This is a genomic window from Paraburkholderia tropica (genome assembly GCF_914484835.1).
Lineage (GTDB): Bacteria > Pseudomonadota > Gammaproteobacteria > Burkholderiales > Burkholderiaceae > Paraburkholderia > Paraburkholderia tropica_A.
The window spans coordinates 63,384-81,462 of sequence record NZ_CAJZAR010000049.1; the positions used below are offsets into that span (position 1 = coordinate 63,384).

The following is an 18,079-nucleotide window of genomic DNA, read 5'->3' on the forward strand; positions in this document are numbered from 1 at the left end:
GCTTTAAACCCGCGCCACCAGAAACGACTCGCCTTTTGCCGGTTTCAAGCCGTCGCTGCGACCCGCGAAATACTGCTCGACGAGATCGGCGGTGCCCACATGGCTCACCTCGGAAAACCCCGCTTCGCGCGCGAGCGCGAGCATCTCGTCGGGGCGGAAGAAGCTGACGAACGGCGTGCCTGCCGCGCGCGCCCGTTCGTACACAGCCGCGTGCTGCGAGCGCTCGGGTTCGTCGATGAGATCGAGCGGCAGCGTGAAGGTCATCGCCAGCGTGGAGCCGGGCGCGAGTTGCGCGATCTGGCGCAGCGTGGCGAAATTCGCCTCGCGTGTGAGATACATCGAGACGCCCGTCGACGCGATCACGGCGGGCCGCTTTGCATCGAAACCCGCTTGCACGAGCTGCGTCCACCACGATTCGCCCGCCTCGAAATCGACCGGCACGAAGCGCAGCCAGTCCTGCTCGCGAAAGCCGAGTTCGACGAGCCGCGCGCGCTTCCACGCCTGCGTGCCGGGCTGATCGACTTCGTACAGATGCAGCCACGAAGCGATCTCGGGCCGGCGCTGCGCGAAGGTGTCGAGTCCCGCGCCGAGGATGACGTACTGCGTCACGCCCGCGCTGGCCTGAGCGGTCACGAGATCTTCGATGAAGCGCGCGCGCCCGACGATCGACGCACGATAGCCGCGCGTGCCGTCGGGGTCCATGTCGCCCCGCTTGCGCCAGTGAACGTCGGGCGCGGCCAGCTGCATGCCGAGTTCGTCTTCGAGCACGTGCGGCGCGGCGTCGACCTGCACGTGCAGCGCGCGCCAGAGCGCGACGCGCACGGCGCTGCTGTCGGGTGCGGCGGTGTGGGGCATGGGCGTCTCCTTGGTGCGTCTCCTTCGTGTCAGCGCCAGTGTAGCGAGCCCGCTGCGCGCTCGCGCGGCGCGTGCATCTAGGCCCCGTCGCGCGGCCCGTAAATCTCCGCGCTCACCGCGCGCAAGGCCTCGATCATGACTTCGGCGGCGGGCGACAGCAGCTTATCGGCGCGCGTGATGATGCCGAAGTCGTCCATCTGGCAATCCATCGGCAGCGGCAGGATCGCGACCATGCCGTGCGCCGCGTAGTAGCGCGCGACGTCCCCGGTGAGCACGGCGATCATGTCGCTCTGCTCCAGCACGCGCGTGATGAACAGCAGCGCGGGCGTCTCCACCACGTTCGACGGCGGCGCGAGGCTCGCGCGCTGGAACATCAGTTCGAAGCGATGGCGCAGCACGCTCGCGAGCGGCGGCACGACCCAGGTGGCGCGCGCGACATCGGCGAGCGCGAGCGGCGTGGTTTCGGCCGTCTCCAGCAACGGATGCCCCGGCCGCACGACCGCGCAGACCGGCTCGCCCGTGAGCGCCTCGTAGCGCAGCGCGAGCTTGTCGTGTTCGGCGGAAAGGCGGCCGAGCACGATATCGAGCCGGTCTTGCGCGAGATGTTCGAGCAGCACGTTGGACGCGTCGATCTCCACCGAGATGCGCATGTTCGCGTGCGTGCGCTTGACCGCCGCCACGGCGGCGGGCAGCACGCTCACGCCCGGCGAGGTGATCGCGCCGACCGCCACATGGCCGAGCCGCCCGGCCTTCAGCGCCGTCAATTCCTCCTGCGCCTGATCGAGACTGCCGAGCACGGCGCGCGCGTGGCGGATCAGCGCGTCGCCGTACAGCGTGGGCTTCATGCCGCGCGGCATGCGCTCGAACAGCAGCGCGCCGAGCATGTCCTCCAGTTCGCGCAGCAGTTTCGATGCCGCCGGCTGCGTCATGTTCAGCGCCGCCGCCGCGCGATGAATATTGCCTTCCTCCGCGAGCGCCACCACCAGCAGCAACTGGCGGGTCTTCAGGCGCGTGCGCACGTACCAGGGGCTTGTCTCCAGCATGGTGTTCCGCCTCTTTACGGCCTGTGGGGGGCCGATTTCCCAAATAGTTTTAAGTGTTTATACCAATGCCGAAAACGATATCGGAAAAGGCAAATATTTCATTAGAAGGTTATCAGAGATCTCCTTAGACTATGTCGAACATTTGGCCCTACAGAACCTGAGAATGTCGGCAACGAAACCCAAACTTCGCTCCCAAGAGTGGTTCGGCACCACGGATAAAAACGGCTTCATGTATCGAAGCTGGATGAAAAACCAGGGTATTCCCGATCACGAATTCGATGGCCGTCCGATCATCGGCATCTGCAATACCTGGTCGGAACTCACGCCCTGCAACGCGCACTTCCGCAAGCTCGCGGAACACGTCAAGCGCGGCATCTATGAGGCGGGCGGCTTCCCGGTCGAGTTCCCGGTGTTCTCGAACGGCGAATCGAACCTGCGTCCCTCGGCGATGCTCACGCGCAATCTCGCTTCGATGGACGTCGAGGAAGCGATTCGCGGCAATCCGATCGACGCCGTCGTGCTGCTGTGCGGCTGCGACAAGACCACGCCCGCGCTGCTGATGGGCGCGGCGAGCGTGGACGTGCCCGCCATCGTCGTGACCGGCGGCCCGATGCTCAACGGCAAGCTCGAAGGCAAGGACATCGGTTCGGGCACGGCTGTCTGGCGTCTGCACGAATCGCTCAAGGCGGGCGAGATCGACCTGCATCATTTCCTTTCGGCCGAAGCGGGCATGTCGCGCTCGGCGGGCACCTGCAACACCATGGGCACGGCCTCGACGATGGCCTGCATGGCCGAGTCGCTCGGCGTCTCGCTGCCGCACAACGCCGCGATTCCGGCTGTGGACGCGCGCCGCTACGTGCTCGCGCACATGTCGGGCATCCGCATCGTGCAGATGGCGCTCGAAGACCTGAAGCTCTCGAAGGTGCTGACGCGCGAAGCGTTCGAAAACGCGATCCGCACCAACGCGGCGATCGGCGGCTCGACCAACGCGGTGATCCACCTGAAGGCGATCGCGGGCCGCATCGGCGTGCCGCTCGAACTGGAAGACTGGCAGCGCGTCGGCCGTGATACGCCGACCATCGTCGACCTGCAACCGTCGGGCCGCTTCCTGATGGAAGAGTTCTACTACGCGGGCGGTCTGCCGGCGGTGCTGCGCCGTCTGGGCGAAGCGAACCTTCTGCCGCACCCGAACGCGCTCACCGTGAACGGCAAGTCCATCTGGGACAACGTGCGCGAAGCGCCGAACTACAACGACGAAGTGATCCGCCAGATCGACAGTCCCCTGATCGCGGACGGCGGCATCTGCATCCTGCGCGGCAATCTCGCGCCGCGCGGCGCGGTGCTGAAGCCGTCGGCGGCGACGCCCGAACTGCTCAAGCATCGCGGCCGCGCCGTGGTGTTCGAGAACTTCGATCACTACAAGGCGACCATCGCCGACGAATCGCTCGATGTGGACAAGGACTCGATCCTCGTCATGAAGAACTGCGGCCCGAAGGGTTATCCGGGCATGGCGGAAGTCGGCAACATGGGCCTGCCGCCCAAGCTGCTGCGCCAGGGCGTGAAGGACATGGTGCGCATCTCGGACGCGCGCATGAGCGGCACGGCTTACGGCACGGTGGTGCTGCACGTCGCGCCGGAAGCGGCGGCGGGCGGCCCGCTCGCGGCGGTGCGCAACGGCGACTGGATCGAGCTGGACTGCGAGAACGGCCGTCTGCATCTGGATATCAGCGACGAGGAACTGCAACGCCGCCTGAGCGACGTCGATCCGGCCGCCGCGCCGGGCGTCGCCGAGCAGCTGGGCAAGGGCGGCTATGCGCGCCTCTATGTCGATCACGTGCTGCAAGCCGACGAAGGCTGCGACCTCGACTTCCTCGTGGGCAAGCGCGGTTCGGCCGTGCCGCGCCACTCGCACTGACGCGCACTGACGCATACGCAAGGACTGCCATCATGACGACGACTCTCACCGGCGACCTGCTGATCGGCGCGCTCGCGAAGCGCGGCGAAGGCGCGGCGTTCCAGGCGATCGACGCCGCGAGCAACACGCCCATCGCGCAACCGGTTTTCCACGGTGCGCTGCAAGCCGATGTCGAACGAGCCTGCGATCTCGCGGACGCCGCGTTCGACACCTACCGCACGCTGCCCGCTGAACAACGCGCGCAATTCCTCGACGATTGCGCGGCGCGCATCGAAGCGCTCGGCGAGCCGCTGATCGAACGCGCGATGGCCGAAAGCGGCCTGCCGCGCGCTCGCCTCGAAGGCGAACGCGCGCGCACCGCGAATCAATTGCGCATGTTCGCCACGCTCGTGCGCAGCGGCGACGCGCTCGACGTGCGCATCGAACCGGCGCTGCCCGAACGTCAGCCGCCGCGTACCGATCTGCGTTTCTGGCGCATCGGCGTGGGCCCGGTCGCGGTGTTCGGCGCGAGCAACTTCCCGCTGGCGTTTTCGGTGGCGGGCGGCGATACGGCGTCGGCGCTGGCGGCGGGCTGTCCCGTGGTCGTGAAGGCGCATCCGGCGCATCCGGGCACCTCGGAACTCGTCGGCCGCGCGATCCAGCAAGCGGTCGCGGCGGCGGGCCTGCCCGAAGGCGTGTTCTCGCTGCTGTTCGACGCGGGCCATGAAGTCGGCAGCGCGCTCGTGCAGCATCCGGCGATTCGCGCGGTCGGTTTCACCGGCTCGCGCGCGGGCGGTCTTGCGCTCGTGAAGCTGGCGGCCGCGCGTAGCGAGCCGATTCCCGTCTACGCCGAAATGAGCAGCGTGAATCCGAATCTGCTGCTGCCGGGCGCGCTCGCCGCGCGCGGCGAGACGCTGGCGCGCGACTACGCGGCATCGACGACGCTCGGCTGCGGCCAGTTCTGCACCAACCCCGGCCTGATGCTCGGCCTCGCGGGCGCGGACTTCGAGGCCTTCGCTACGAACGCCGCGCGCGAATTCAGCGCGGCGGCGGCGGGCGTGATGCTCACGCCGGGCATCCTGCGCGCCTACGAGCACGGTATCGGCCGTCTGGTCGAGCATCCGAAGGTCACGACGCTCGCACGCGGCGCGGCGGCGCCCGGCCGTGCGCAGGCAGCGTTGCTGCGCGTGAGCGCGAGCGATCTGCTGGCGGACGCCTCGCTCGGCGAAGAAGTCTTCGGCCCGAGCAGCGTGCTGGTCGAATGCGCGGACGAAGCCGAACTGCGCGCCGTGCTGCGCCATATCGAAGGCCAGTTGACGATCACGCTGCACGCGGACGCCGCCGACGGCGATCTCGTGCGCGCACTCCTGCCGCTCATCGAGCGCAAGGCGGGCCGTCTGCTGGCGAACGGCTTCCCGACCGGCGTCGAGGTCTGCGATGCGATGGTCCACGGCGGCCCGTTCCCGTCGACCTCGGATGGCCGCAGCACCTCGGTGGGCACGGCGGCGATCGAGCGTTTCCTGCGCCCGGTCTGCTACCAGAATCTCGCCGATGGCTGGCTGCCCGACGCGTTGCGCGACGCGAATCCGCTGCAGGTGAAGCGGCGTTTCGCGGGCAAGCCCGAACGCGCCTGACACGCGCCAGAAGCGCACCGCCGCAAAAAAGAATCAAGGAGACAGGATGACGAATTCGCAGGCGCTGAAAGCCAGCAAGACCGGGTCGCGTAACACCGGAGCGCACGCGAGTGGCGCGAGCGAGGAAGAAAAGCACATCGTCGCCCATATCGCGCGCCGCCTCGTGCCCTTTCTCGCGCTCATCTACGTGGTCGCGTATGTCGACCGCACCGTGGTGGGTTTCGCCAAGCTGCACATGAACGCGGCGATCGGCCTGAGCGATGCCGCCTACGGCATGGGCGCGGGCCTGTTCTTCGTCGGCTACTTCCTCTGCGAAGTGCCGAGCAATCTCGCGCTGTCGCGCTTCGGCGCGCGCGTGTGGTTCGCGCGCATTCTCTTCACGTGGGGCGCGATTACGATGGCGATGGCTTTCGTCAGCGGTCCGAAGAGTTTCTATGCGCTGCGTTTCCTGCTCGGCGCCGCCGAAGCCGGGCTCTATCCCGGCATTCTGTATTTCCTCACGCACTGGTTCCCGATGCGCCATCGCGCGCGCGTGATCGGCCTCCTGGTGCTCGCGCAGCCGATCGCGGGCATCGTCACCGGTCCGCTTGCGGGCGTGCTGCTCGAAACGCACGGCTTTTTCGGCCTGTCGAACTGGCAGACGCTGTTCGTCGTGAGCGGCCTGCCCGCCGTGCTGCTGTGCATCCCGACGTTGCGTCTGCTGCCCGAAACGCCCGCGCACGCGCGCTGGCTCGACGACCACGAACGCCAGTGGATCGAACGCGCGCTGGCCGCCGACCGCCGCAGCTATTCGCTCGATCCGCACCGCAATCCGTTCGCCGCGCTGAAGGATCGCCGCGTGCTGCTGCTCGCGCTGCTGTTCCTGCCGTTTCCGCTGAGCATCTACGGTTTGTCGCTGTGGCTGCCGACCATCATCAAGGCGTTCGGCGTGACCGATTCGACGGCGGGCCTGCTGTCGGCGGTGCCGTATCTGTTCGCGGTCGCGGGCCTGTTGATCGTGCCGCGTCATTCGGACAAGCACCGCGAGCGTTACGGCCACATCGTCGTGGTCTCGGCGTTCGCCGCGCTGACGATGGCCGCGAGCGCGTGGTTCCGCACGCCCGCGCTGCAACTGTTTTTCATCTGCCTGACCGCGTTCTCGATCTACTCGATCCAGGCCGTGGTGTGGGCGCTGCCCGGCGAGTTTCTGACCGGCGCGAGCGCGGCCGTGGGGATCGCGATGATCAACTCGCTCGCGAATCTCGGCGGCTATCTCGGGCCCTATGGCATCGGCATCATTAAAGACGCGACGGGCAGTCTCGCCGCCGGTCTGTATTTTCTCGCGGCGACGCTGCTGTTCGCGGTGCTCATGGCCTTCGTGGTGCGCGCCGCGCTGCGTCCGCAGCCGCGCGCCGAAGGCACGCTCGCGAGCGAGTCCTGAGCGTCTCCGGCAGATAGACACAGCAAGCGTGCGCGCGCCGCACACCGCAATTTTCGAAGCAGGACAGACAACATGACTACGAGCCGTACGCCCCGTTACACGGGCATTTTCCCCGTCGTGCCGACCACCTTCACCGCAACCGGCGAACTGGATCTGGCGAGCCAGAAGCGCGCCGTCGATTTCATGATCGACGCGGGCTCGGACGGCCTGTGCATTCTGGCGAACTTCTCCGAGCAGTTCTCGGTCACCGACGAAGAACGCGAGCTGGTCACGCGCACCGTGCTCGAACACGTGGCGGGCCGCGTGCCCGTGATCGTCACGACCACGCACTACGGCACGATCGCCTGCGCGGCGCGCAGCAAGCGCGCGCAGGAGCTGGGCGCGGCGATGGTGATGGTGATGCCGCCGTATCACGGCGCGACCTTCCGCGTGCCCGAACAGCAGATCTACGAGTTCTACGCGCGCGTCTCGGACGCCATCGACATTCCGATCATGATCCAGGACGCGCCCGCGAGCGGCACGGTGCTGTCCGCGCCGTTCCTCGCACGGATGGCGCGCGAGATCGAGCAGGTCTCGTACTTCAAGATCGAAACGCCGGGCGCGGCCAACAAGCTGCGCGAAGTGATCCGCCTCGGCGGCGATGCGATCGAAGGTCCGTGGGACGGCGAGGAAGGCATCACGCTGCTGGCCGACCTGCATGCGGGCGCGACCGGCGCGATGACGGGCGGCGGTTTCCCCGACGGCATCCGCCCGATCATCGTGGCGCACCGCGAAGGCCGTCTCGACGACGCCTTCTCGCTCTACCAGAAGTGGCTGCCGCTGATCAATCACGAAAACCGCCAGGCGGGCCTGCTCGCGTGCAAGGCGCTGATGAAGGAAGGCGGCGTGATCGACTGCGAACTGCCGCGCCATCCGCTGCCCGCGATGCATCCCGAGACGCGCAAGGAACTCGTCGATATCGCGCGCCGCCTCGATCCGCTGGTGCTGCGCTGGGGCAAGTAAGGCGTTGATTCGCGATCCGGATTAAATGCGCGAATTAAATGCGCGAATTAAATGCGCGAAATAAGCGCGCGAAATAAGCGCGCGAGATACACAAAGGTTGGGAGATCGGTATGAATGCGTCGTACAAGCTGGGCATCGTCGGCGTGGGCAAGATCGCGCGCGATCAGCATCTGCCCGCCATCGCGGGTAACGCGGGCTTCGAGCTGGTCGCCGCCGCGAGCCGCAACGCGCAAGTGGACGGCGTGCGCAATTACGCCGATATCGGCGCGCTGCTGGCCGCCGAGCGCGACCTCGACGCCGTGTCGCTGTGCGCGCCGCCGCAGGTGCGCTACGAGCAGGCGCGCGCCGCGCTCGAAGCGGGCAAGCACGTGATGCTCGAAAAGCCGCCGGGCGCGAGCGTGAGCGAAGTGGAAGCGCTGCGCGAACTCGCGAAGCAGCACAAGCGCACGTTGTTCGCCACGTGGCATTCGCGCTGCGCGAGCGCCGTCGAACCGGCGCGCGCGTGGCTGGCCGAGCGCACGATCCGCGCCGTGCATGTGCGCTGGAAGGAAGACGTGCGCCGCTGGCATCCGGGCCAGCAATGGATCTGGGAACCGGGCGGCCTCGGCGTGTTCGATCCGGGCATCAACGCGCTCTCGATCGTCACGCGCATCCTGCCGCGCGAAGTGCTGCTGCGCAGCGCGTCGCTGCATGTGCCGTCCGACTGCTCGACGCCGATCGCCGCCGAACTCGACTGCATCGACACCGACGGCGTGCCGGTGCGCGCCGAATTCGACTGGCGTCACGGCCCGGTCGAGCAATGGGAAATCGACGTGGAGACCACCGAGGGCCTGCTCTCGATCTCCGAAGGCGGCAAGCGCCTCGCGATTGCGGGCGAGCCGGTCGAGCTGGGCGCCGAACGGGAATATTCGGCGCTCTATGAACGTTTTCACTGGTTGATCGCGCACGGCACCGACGACGTGGACGTGCGCCCGCTGCGCCTCGTGGCCGACGCTTTCCTGCTCGGCCGCCATATCGAAGTCGAGGCCTTCGGCCACTGAGACATCGCCGCACCCGACATAGCCACATAAACCGCTTCACCACACGCAATAGCGCTATCAGAGGAGACATCAGCATGACCAGCAACATCCGCCGCTTCACCCTTCGCGCCGTGCTCGCGGCCCTGTGCGTCGCGCCGCTCGGCATGAACATGGCGGCGCACGCCGACTCGCCCACCAAGATCGGCTTCCTCGTGAAGATGCCCGAGCAGGCGTGGTTCATCAACGAGCAGAAGGCCGCCACGGCGCTCGGCCAGAAAGAGAACTTCTCGGTCGTCAACATCGGCACGCCGGACGGCGAGAAGGTGCTGGCCGCGATCGACAACCTCGGTGCGCAAGGCGCGCAGGGCTTCGTGATCTGCGCGCCCGACGTGCGTCTCGGACCGGCCATCGCGGCCCGCGCGAAGCGCTACAACATGAAGTTCGTGACGGTGGACGATCAACTGGTCGACTCGTCGGGCAAGCCGCTCGGCAACGTGCCGCACCTCGGCATGTCGGCGTTCAAGATCGGCAATCAGGTCGGCACCGCCATCGCCGACGAAATGAAGAAGCGCGGCTGGAAGCCGGAAGAAGTGGGCGCGCTGCGCATCACCGACTACGAACTGCCGACCGCCAAGCTGCGCACCGACGGCGCCACGGCCTCGCTGATCGCCGGCGGCTTCAAGAAGGAAAACATCTTCGACGCGCCGCAAAAGACCACCGACGACGAAGGCGGCTTCAACGCGGCTTCGCCGGTGCTGGCCCAGCATCCGAACATCAAGAAGTGGGTGATCTTCGCGCTCAACGAAGAAAGCGTGCTGGGCGCCGTGCGTGCGACCGAGCAGCTGCATCTGCCGGCTTCGGACGTGATCGGCGTGGGCATCAACGGTGCGGGCGAAGCGTTCGCCGAGTTCCAGAAGAAGGCGCCCACGGGCTTCTACGGCACGATCGCCGTCAGCTCGACGAACCACGGCAAGGACAGCGCGCAGAACCTCGTCGACTGGATCCGCAACGGCAAGCAGCCGGCCGCCGACACGCAGACCACCGGCAAGCTGATGACGCGCGACAACTGGACGGCTGTGCGCAGCGAACTGGGTATCTAAGGAATCCGTAGCAATACGGAGGCGACGGCAAGGGCAGGGATGCAATGACTGAAACCATGACACATGCAGATGCCGCGAACGCGGCCGGTACGCGCCAGGCGGGGAATCAACAGGGGAAGCGCGCGTATCTGGAGCTCGACGGCATCACCGTGAGCTTTCCGGGCGTGAAGGCGCTCGACCGCGTGGCGCTCGACGTGCGCGCGGGCGAGGTGCACGGCCTGATGGGCGAGAACGGCGCGGGCAAGTCCACGCTGCTCAAGGTGCTCTCGGGCGTGAACCAGCCGCAGGCAGGCACGTTGTGCCTGAACGGCGTGGAGCAGCGCTTCACGACCACGCGCGCGGCGCTCGACGCAGGCATCGCGATCATCTATCAGGAATTGCATCTCGTGCCCGAGCTGACCGTGGCCGACAACCTGATGCTCGGGCAACTGCCCAACCGCTTCGGCGTGCTCGACGAGCAGACGCTCGTCAAGCGCGCGATGGAGGAATTGCAGCGTCTCGGCGAGCGTATCGATCCGCGCACGCCGGTGAAGAATCTCTCCATCGGCCAGCGCCAGATGATCGAAATCGGCAAGGCGTTGATGCGCGACGCGCGCGTGATCGCCTTCGACGAGCCGACGAGTTCGCTCTCGGCGCGCGAAACCGAAAACCTCTTTCGCATCATCAACGCGCTGCGCGCCGACGGCCGCGCGATCATCTACGTCACGCACCGCATGGACGAAGTCTATGAGCTGTGCGACCGCGTGACCGTGTTCCGCGACGGCAAGCGCATCGAGACTTTCGATTCGGTCGCCGACCTCGATCGCAATCGCCTGATCGCGGCGATGGTGGGCCGCTCGATCGAGGACGTCTACGGCTATCGCTCGCGCGAAGCCGGTCCGGTGCTGATCGAAGCGAAAGGGCTGATGGGGCCGGGCCTCGCCGAGCCCGTGTCGTTTCAGGCGCGGCGCGGCGAGATCGTCGGCTTCTTCGGGCTGGTGGGTGCGGGGCGCTCCGAGCTGATGAAGCTGCTCTACGGCGCCGAGCGTCCCACCGCGGGCCATGTGGAACTCGACGGCAAGCGCGTGAATTTCGCGAGCCCGCGCGACGCGGTGCGGGCGGGCATGGCGCTGTGTCCCGAGGACCGCAAGCAGGAAGGCATCGTGGCGATCGCCTCGGTGGCCGACAACCTGAATATCAGCGCGCGCCGCCATTTCAGTCCCGCGCGTTTCCTGCTGGACGCGAAGCGCGAACGCGCGCTGACCGACGACTACATCAAGAAGCTCGCGATCAAGACGCGCAACGGCGACACCGCCATCGGCACGCTCTCGGGCGGCAACCAGCAGAAGGTGATTCTGTCGCGCTGGCTCGCCGAACGCATCGAGGTGTTCCTGATGGACGAACCCACGCGCGGCATCGACGTGGGCGCGCGCGCCGAGATCTACAACCTGCTGTACGAACTCGCGGAAGCGGGACGCAGCGTGATCATGGTGTCGAGCGACCTGGCCGAAGTGATCGGCGTGGCCGACCGCATCATCGTGATGCGCGAGGGGCGCATCGCGGGCAGCGTCATGAAGGCCGACGCCTCGCCGGACGAACTGATCAAGCTGGCGCTGCCGCGCTGATTGTTTCGCGAATACCCCTTAAAAGAAGTTGTTTTCTGGACGCGCGCCGCAGCAACGCAAGCCGTAGCGCTATCCGCAGCGACACGCGCGTCCGACCCGTAACGATGAACCAGAGATGAGTGAAGCCATGCAGCCACAGGGCACGCCTACCGTCAACGAAGCCGCCGCGCCGATCACGCCGTCGCGTGCGCGCGCGTGGGACATGATCAACAAGTCGGGCATCGTCGTGGTGTTCGTGGTGCTGTTCGCGGTGCTTTCCGCGACCGTCCCCGATTTCCTCACGACCCGCAATATTCAGGGCCTTTTGCTCTCCGTGACGCTGATCGGCTCGATCGCCGTCACCATGATGTTCGTGCTCGCGCTGGGCGAGGTCGATCTTTCCGTGGCGTCGATCGTGGCGTTCTCGGGCGTGGTCGCGTCCACCGTCATCACGCAGTCGCATAGCGTGATCCTCGGCATTATCGCGGGCGTGCTCGCGGGCGGCGCCGTGGGTCTCGTCAACGGCGTGCTGATCGCGCGCTTCAAGATCAATTCGCTGATCGCCACGCTCGCGATGATGGAAGCCGTGCGCGGTCTCGCCTTCCTGACCTCGAACGGCGACGCCGTGATGATCTCGGAAGAACGCTTCTTCGATCTCGGCGGCGGCTCCTTCCTCGGCATTTCGTTTCCGATCTGGAGCAACATCATCGGCTTCGTGGTGTTCGGCTTTCTGCTGAAGAAAACCGTGTTCGGCAAGAACGTGCTGGCTGTGGGCGGCAACGGCGAGGCCGCGCGTCTCGCGGGCCTGCCGGTCACGCGCATCAAGATCACGGTGTTCGTGCTGCAAGGTCTGGTGACGGGCTTCGCGGGCGTGATGCTCGCGTCACGCATGAGCCTCGGCGACCCGAAAACCTCGGTCGGCCTCGAACTGGGCGTGATCTCGGCGTGCGTGCTCGGCGGCGTGTCGCTCACGGGCGGCGTGGCGACCATCTCGGGCGTGCTGGTGGGCGTGCTGATCATGGGCGCGGTGCAGGACGCGATGAGCCTCATGAACGTGCCCACGTTCTACCAGTACCTGATTCGCGGCGGCATTCTGTTGCTCGCGGTGCTGTTCGACCAGTTCCGCCGCAGCAAGCGCGCGGTCTGAGCATGATGCACGGCGACGCGCGCGCGACACGGCGCTTGAGCACCGCATCGTGCTCAAGCGCGTGTTCAGGTCTCCAGCGCCGCGCCGCCGAGTATGGAATTGGCGTCCTGACGCGCGTTGTCGAGCTGCACCACGCTCGCCTGGCGCGCGGCCAGCGCGTCGCGATGCTCGATGGCCGTGAGGATCGCCTTGTGGCGCGGCAGCGACAGCGCGTGCGTGTTCGGATGCCGGCTCGTGAACTTGATCGACTCGGTCAGCGCGAGCGAGAGCATGTTGCCGATGTAGGCGAGCATGTCGTTGTGCGTCGCGGCCATGATCGCGCGATGGAATTCGAGGTCGGGTTCGAGCAGGTCGGCGGCCGTTTTGGCCTGCTCCATGCGCGCGTAGGCCTTCGAAATGCGCACGCGTTCCTCGTCGGTCGCGGAGATGGCGGCGAGTGCCGCCGCCGCGGGCTCGATGATCTGCCGCACCGTGAGCAGCGCGCGGAAGAAGTCGCCCTCGGGAATGCTGTTGACGGTCCAGAACAGCACGTCGGGGTCGAGCATGTGCCACTCGTCGCGCGGGCGCACGACGCTGCCCACACGCGGCTTCGACACCACGAGACCCTTGGCCACGAGCACGCGTGTGGCTTCGCGCAGCACCGGGCGGCTCACGCCGTAGGTCTCGCACAAGGTGGGTTCGGCCGGCAGACGCTGGCCCGGCAACAGCTTGCCGCCGACGATCTGCATGCCGAGTTCCTGCACGATGCGCCCGTGCTGGCTCTTGCGTTTCTCTAGATTGCGGTAATCCATATTCGTCCTGCCGGATGCCCGGCGAGGGGCTCCGATCAGGCGTCCCCCCGTTGTGAGGGCCGCTACGCGCTGGTGGCGCGCATGGCCCGATATTCCCGCCGCACGATGTCCATGAGCTCCGCCACCGAAGTGAGCGCGCTCTTTTGTTCGTAAGTTACACGGCCACGCTGCATCAACATCACGCGATCCGCGATATCGAGGGTCTGCGCATAGTTGTGCATGATCATGATAATGGATAGCCCGCCTTTTTCCTTCAGACGAAGGATCAGGTCGATGATGAGCCCCGCCTCGCGCGCGCCCATCGCGGCGAGCGGCTCGTCGAGCAGCAGGATTTTCGCGTTCGAATGCACGGCGCGCGCCACCGCGATCGCCTGGCGCTGACCGCCCGAAAGGCGCTCCACCGGCAGATCCACCGAAGGCACGTGCACGCCGATATCGTCGAGACATTGGGCCGCGCGCTCGCGCATCTGCTTGTGATCGAGCAGTTTGAACGGGCCGCGCCGCACCAGTTCGCGATTCAGGAACATGTTGTGGTAAATGCTCAGCGAATTCGCGAGCGCGAGATCCTGATAAACGCATTCGATGCCGAGCGCGCGCGCGTGATCGACCGAACGCAGCAGCGTTTCCTGGCCGTCGATATACAGCGTGCCGCCCGTCTGCTGATGAAAGCCCGTGAGGATTTTCACGAGCGTCGATTTGCCCGCGCCGTTGTCGCCGAGCACGCCGAGAATCTCGCCCTTGCCGAGCGTGAGCGAGACGCCGTCGAGCGCCGTCACCGCGCCGAAGCGCTTGACGAGCTTGTCGCCGCGCAGCGCGAGCGGCGGCTCCGTCACGGCGGCGTTGCCCGCATTCGGGCCGTTGAAGGCCTGCGATTCGTCCATCAGCGTGCTCCCCGGCGGCGGATGCGGCCCACGTGGATGTTGAAGATCATCGCGGCGAGGATCGCGGCGCCCAGGATGATGTTGAACGTGAACGCGTTGATGCCGATGAGCGTGAAGCCGTCGTTCAGAATGCCCAGCACCGCCGCGCCGATCAGCCCGCCGACGATGGTGCCCGAGCCGCCCGTGAGCGGCGTGCCACCGATCACCGCCGCGGCCACGGCGAGGAACATGATCTGGTTGCCGCCCGCCTGCGGATCGATCGAGGTGATGCGAAAGCCTTCGAGAATGCCCGTGAAGCCCGCGAGCACGGCGGCCAGCACGAAGTTGCCGAGGCGCAGCCGGTTCACCTGAATACCGGCCTCGCTCGCGCCGACCGGATTCGCGCCCGCCGCCTGCGTATGCAGGCCCCAGCGCGTGTGCCGCAGCAGCACGTGCATGACGAAGGCGAGCGCGATCGTCCAGAGGATTTCGCTGTAGCCCCACGCGCCCATGAATCCCGCGAATTCCGGCGAGCCCGGCGTGGCAGCCGGCGTGCCGCGCGACAAGGTCAGCGTGATGCCGTTGATGAGGAACAGCGTGCCGAGCGTGGTGACGAAAGAGGGCAGACGCAGCCACACCGTCACCGCGCCGTTCACGAAGCCGATCACGGCGGCGGCCACGAGCCCGGCGATCACGGCGAGCCACATGGGCGCGCCCGCGTCGTTCGCGAACACCATCATGAACGGCGCGAACGCGAACACCATGCCCGCCGAGAGATCGATGTCGCCGCCGATCATCAGCATGATTTCGCCGAACGCGATGATCGCCACCGGCGCGATGAACTGCGAGAGGTTGACGAGGCTGGCGTTGGTCAGCAGGAAGTCGTGGTTCGCGAATTCGAAATAGGCGGCCAGCAGCAAGGCCACGAGCAGGATGCGCAACTCGGGCGCCCAGTGCGATGCGAACGAAACCCCCGCGCGGCGGGGCGCGCGGGAGGTTTCCAGCTTGCGAGGTTCGTTCACCGTATCCATCACGACTTGATTGCGCCGCTCATCGGCACGATTTGCGGCTTGGTGGTCTTGCCTTCATAACGCGTCGAGGTGTTCAGGTACGGCTCGACGGTCGACTTCGTCACGAACTTCAGACCCGTGTTGATGTTGGCCGGCCCGACGAGGCCGCCCGAGGCGAGGAACACGAACGCCTCCATCACGGTATAGAAGCCTTGCACGTAGGGCTGCTGGTCGATGGTGAAATCGAGGAAGCCTTCGTGAATCAGCTGGATCGTGGTGGGCAGCAGATCGAAGCCGCCGCCATGCACGCCCTTGGCGGGCAGATTCGATTCCTTCATGACCTGCGCGACGCCCTGCGTGCTGCCCGCATCGACGGCGAACATGCCCTTGAGATCCTGGTGGCCCAGGTAGAAGGACTTGATCTTCGAGAGTTCTTCGTTGACGGTCGCGCCCGTGGCCACGGTCTGAATGTCGATCTTCTTGCCCGACTTCTTGATGGCGTCGCTCGCGCCGTCGAGACGCGGCTGAATGTTGAGCTGCCCCGGCGTGGCGATGAAGAGGGCGACCATGCCGCTGTCGATCAGACTGACGATGCGCTCGCCCATCTGATACCCCGACAGATACAGATCCTGGCCGATATAGGCGAGACGCGGATTGGTCTTGCCCCGCGGCGCGTCGGCGTTATAGGCGAACACCGGAATGCCCGCGTCGAGCGCGGCCTGAATCGGCTTGTCGAAGGCGCTCGGATCGACGATCGGCACGGCGATGGCGTCGGCCTTCGCGGCAATCGCCGAGTTCACGGCGCGCACCATTTCGCCCGCGTCGGACGTGGCCGAGCCGGTCCACTGATAGTCCATGCCGAGCAATGAACAGGCATCCTGAATACCGTACTGCGTGGGCACGAAGAACGGATTCGTCGTGACGTGGTTCACGAACACGATCTTCCATTTCTTGTGCGCGGGGAACGCCGCCTCCGCCGCCTGCGCCGACGAGATCAGCCCGCCCGCGCCGCCGCCAATGCCACCCACCGCACCGAGCAGCGAGAGCGCCGCGCCCAGCCCCGCGCCTTGCATGAGGCCGCGCCGCGCGCTGCTGAAAGCGCCGCTTTGCTCGTTACCGTTGTTGTCGTCTTGTTTGCCGCTGTGCTCGTCATCCCGTTGCTGCGCCATGTCTTCCTCCGGCTCTCTTCTTCGTGGTCGATGTGGTCGACTGTGCGTCGACGCGCGTGCGTGCAGATGCTGGACGGCACCGGAAACTCGCGGACGGACGGCTTTCGGGCGCAAGCGCCGTGAAAGCGCCGAAAGGATCGTGAGCAGGACAGCGGCGCGTGTCGCGTTCGGACATGTTCGGCAACATGCGTTGCGCGCCGTGCGGTACCGCAAAAAATCTTAGTGCAGCGGTGTTGCGCCTCCTAATCCATGTATACCCCTAACTAGTCCGACTATTAAAATCGGCGCGCGTTGGGTGGCGTGGTCGAGCGTGCGGACGATGCGAGTCTGTGATGAAAAACCGCGAAGACGAAAACGCGAAGACTTAAACCCTACGCGCGACGCGGCGGCGGCGCGGCGGCCAGCTTCGCCTGATCGAGCGGCGCGGCCGGCTGCGTGCGCGCGTTGCGCGTGCGCGGCGCGCTGCGTCCGCCGCCGGTCGACTTGCGGCGCGCCGCGTGACGTTCGGTGGCGCGCTGCATCAGGCAGAACGCGCAGAGCAGGGCGCCGATCACGATGCGCGTCCACCACGAACTGAGCGTGCCGTCGAAGGTAATGAGCGTCTGGATCGTGCCGAGAATGCCGACGCCGAACACCGAGCCGATCACGTAGCCCACGCCGCCCGTGAGCAGCGTGCCGCCGATCACCGTGGCAGCGATGGCGTCGAGTTCCATGCCCTGCGCCTGCAAGCCATAGCCCGAGAGCACATAGAGCGTGAACACCACGCCGCCGAGCGCCGAGCAGAAACCGGAGAGCGCATACACGCCGATCTTGGTGCGCGCGACCGGCAGACCCATCAGCAGCGCCGAGCGTTCGTTGCCGCCGATCGCGTAGACGTTGCGGCCGAAGCGCGTGAAATGCGCGATCAGGATCGCCGCGGCCAGCATCGCGAGCGCCGTGAGCGAGCCCGTGGTGAGCGAGCCGCCGCCGACCGGAATATTGAATTCGGAGAGCGCGTGAAAGCCCGGGTCGTTGATCTGGATGGATTCGGTCGTGATCAGGAAGCACGCGCCGCGCGCGAGGAACATGCCCGCGAGCGTGATGATGAACGGTTGCAAACGGAAGAAGTGAATCAGCGCGCCCATCGCCGCGCCGTAGAGCGCGCCGCACAACAGCACGAGCGGCACGACCACATAGACGGGCCAGTGCAGTTTCTCGGTGCCGACGGCGCACAGAATCGTGGTGAGCGCGACCACCGAGCCGACCGAAAGATCGATGCCGCCCGAGATGATCACAAACGTCATGCCGATCGCGACGATCAGCAGGAACGCGTTATCGACGAGGAGTCCGAACAACACCTGCAACGAGAAGAAACCGGTGTACATCACCGAGCCGAAACCGAACAGCGCGGCGAACAGCACCACGGTCACGACGATCGGCAGCACGCGCGGATCGACGAATCGCGCGACGCCGCGCCTGAAGGCGGAGAGCGGGTTCGAATCGGTGGCTTGCGGTGGGCGGTTCATGCTTGACATCCCCGAAATGGTCCTTGTTTGGCGTGTGGCGTCATGGG

The 18,079-nt window shown here is 66.4% G+C and carries 15 protein-coding genes; 8 read left to right on the top strand and 7 right to left on the bottom strand.

Annotated elements, in window-relative coordinates; genetic code table 11:
* Nucleotides 1-3: 3 nt before the first annotated feature.
* Nucleotides 4-855 (bottom strand): class I SAM-dependent methyltransferase, encoded by an 852-nt coding sequence (locus LDO54_RS16480; protein WP_224011757.1) that lies wholly within the window; start codon nucleotides 853-855, stop codon nucleotides 4-6.
* Between the two features lie 77 nt (nucleotides 856-932).
* Nucleotides 933-1,898, bottom strand: a complete 966-nt coding sequence (locus LDO54_RS16485; RefSeq protein WP_224011758.1) for a LysR family transcriptional regulator — start codon at nucleotides 1,896-1,898, stop codon at nucleotides 933-935.
* Between the two features lie 163 nt (nucleotides 1,899-2,061).
* Here LDO54_RS16485 and LDO54_RS16490 point away from each other — a divergent pair, with 163 nt between their 5' ends.
* From LDO54_RS16490 to araH, 8 genes are all read left to right on the top strand, one after another.
* A complete protein-coding gene (locus LDO54_RS16490; protein WP_224011759.1) occupies nucleotides 2,062-3,813 on the top strand; it encodes an IlvD/Edd family dehydratase in 1,752 nt (583 codons plus the stop codon).
* A 32-nt stretch (nucleotides 3,814-3,845) separates the two neighbouring features.
* Nucleotides 3,846-5,426, top strand: a complete 1,581-nt coding sequence (locus LDO54_RS16495; RefSeq protein WP_224011760.1) for an aldehyde dehydrogenase (NADP(+)) — start codon at nucleotides 3,846-3,848, stop codon at nucleotides 5,424-5,426.
* Between the two features lie 46 nt (nucleotides 5,427-5,472).
* Nucleotides 5,473-6,846 carry an MFS transporter gene (locus LDO54_RS16500; protein WP_224011761.1) on the top strand — a complete coding sequence of 458 codons (1,374 nt, stop codon included), beginning with the start codon at nucleotides 5,473-5,475 and terminating at the stop codon, nucleotides 6,844-6,846.
* Nucleotides 6,847-6,918: 72 nt separating this feature from the next.
* Nucleotides 6,919-7,848, top strand: a complete 930-nt coding sequence (locus LDO54_RS16505) for a dihydrodipicolinate synthase family protein (protein ID WP_224011762.1) — start codon at nucleotides 6,919-6,921, stop codon at nucleotides 7,846-7,848.
* Nucleotides 7,849-7,958: 110 nt separating this feature from the next.
* Nucleotides 7,959-8,888, top strand: a complete 930-nt coding sequence (locus LDO54_RS16510) for a Gfo/Idh/MocA family protein (protein WP_065064756.1) — start codon at nucleotides 7,959-7,961, stop codon at nucleotides 8,886-8,888.
* Nucleotides 8,889-8,962: 74 nt separating this feature from the next.
* Nucleotides 8,963-9,967 carry an arabinose ABC transporter substrate-binding protein gene (locus tag LDO54_RS16515; RefSeq protein WP_224011763.1) on the top strand — a complete coding sequence of 335 codons (1,005 nt, stop codon included), beginning with the start codon at nucleotides 8,963-8,965 and terminating at the stop codon, nucleotides 9,965-9,967.
* Nucleotides 9,968-10,011: 44 nt separating this feature from the next.
* Complete coding sequence (araG, locus tag LDO54_RS16520; protein WP_224011764.1) at nucleotides 10,012-11,571, top strand: L-arabinose ABC transporter ATP-binding protein AraG; 1,560 nt, start codon at nucleotides 10,012-10,014, stop codon at nucleotides 11,569-11,571.
* Between the two features lie 115 nt (nucleotides 11,572-11,686).
* Nucleotides 11,687-12,697: an L-arabinose ABC transporter permease AraH gene (gene araH / locus LDO54_RS16525; RefSeq protein ID WP_224011765.1), complete on the top strand. Its 1,011-nt coding sequence runs from the start codon at nucleotides 11,687-11,689 to the stop codon at nucleotides 12,695-12,697.
* Between the two features lie 65 nt (nucleotides 12,698-12,762).
* Here araH and LDO54_RS16530 read toward each other — a convergent pair whose 3' ends face one another.
* The 5 genes from LDO54_RS16530 to yjfF form a co-directional block, all read right to left on the bottom strand.
* On the bottom strand, nucleotides 12,763-13,488 hold the full coding sequence (locus LDO54_RS16530) for a FadR/GntR family transcriptional regulator (protein ID WP_224011766.1): 726 nt from the start codon (nucleotides 13,486-13,488) through the stop codon (nucleotides 12,763-12,765).
* Between the two features lie 62 nt (nucleotides 13,489-13,550).
* Nucleotides 13,551-14,369: an ATP-binding cassette domain-containing protein gene (locus LDO54_RS16535; protein WP_224011767.1), complete on the bottom strand. Its 819-nt coding sequence runs from the start codon at nucleotides 14,367-14,369 to the stop codon at nucleotides 13,551-13,553.
* Nucleotides 14,369-15,379 (bottom strand): ABC transporter permease, encoded by a 1,011-nt coding sequence (locus LDO54_RS16540; RefSeq protein ID WP_224011768.1) that lies wholly within the window; start codon nucleotides 15,377-15,379, stop codon nucleotides 14,369-14,371. The genes LDO54_RS16535 and LDO54_RS16540 overlap by 1 nt, the downstream gene beginning before the upstream one ends.
* On the bottom strand, nucleotides 15,379-16,527 hold the full coding sequence (locus tag LDO54_RS16545) for a sugar ABC transporter substrate-binding protein (RefSeq protein ID WP_224011769.1): 1,149 nt from the start codon (nucleotides 16,525-16,527) through the stop codon (nucleotides 15,379-15,381). Before LDO54_RS16545 ends, LDO54_RS16540 begins: the two co-directional genes overlap by 1 nt.
* A 371-nt stretch (nucleotides 16,528-16,898) precedes the next feature.
* Nucleotides 16,899-18,032, bottom strand: a complete 1,134-nt coding sequence (gene yjfF, locus LDO54_RS16550) for a galactofuranose ABC transporter, permease protein YjfF (RefSeq protein WP_224011770.1) — start codon at nucleotides 18,030-18,032, stop codon at nucleotides 16,899-16,901.
* Between the last annotated feature and the right edge of the window lie 47 nt (nucleotides 18,033-18,079).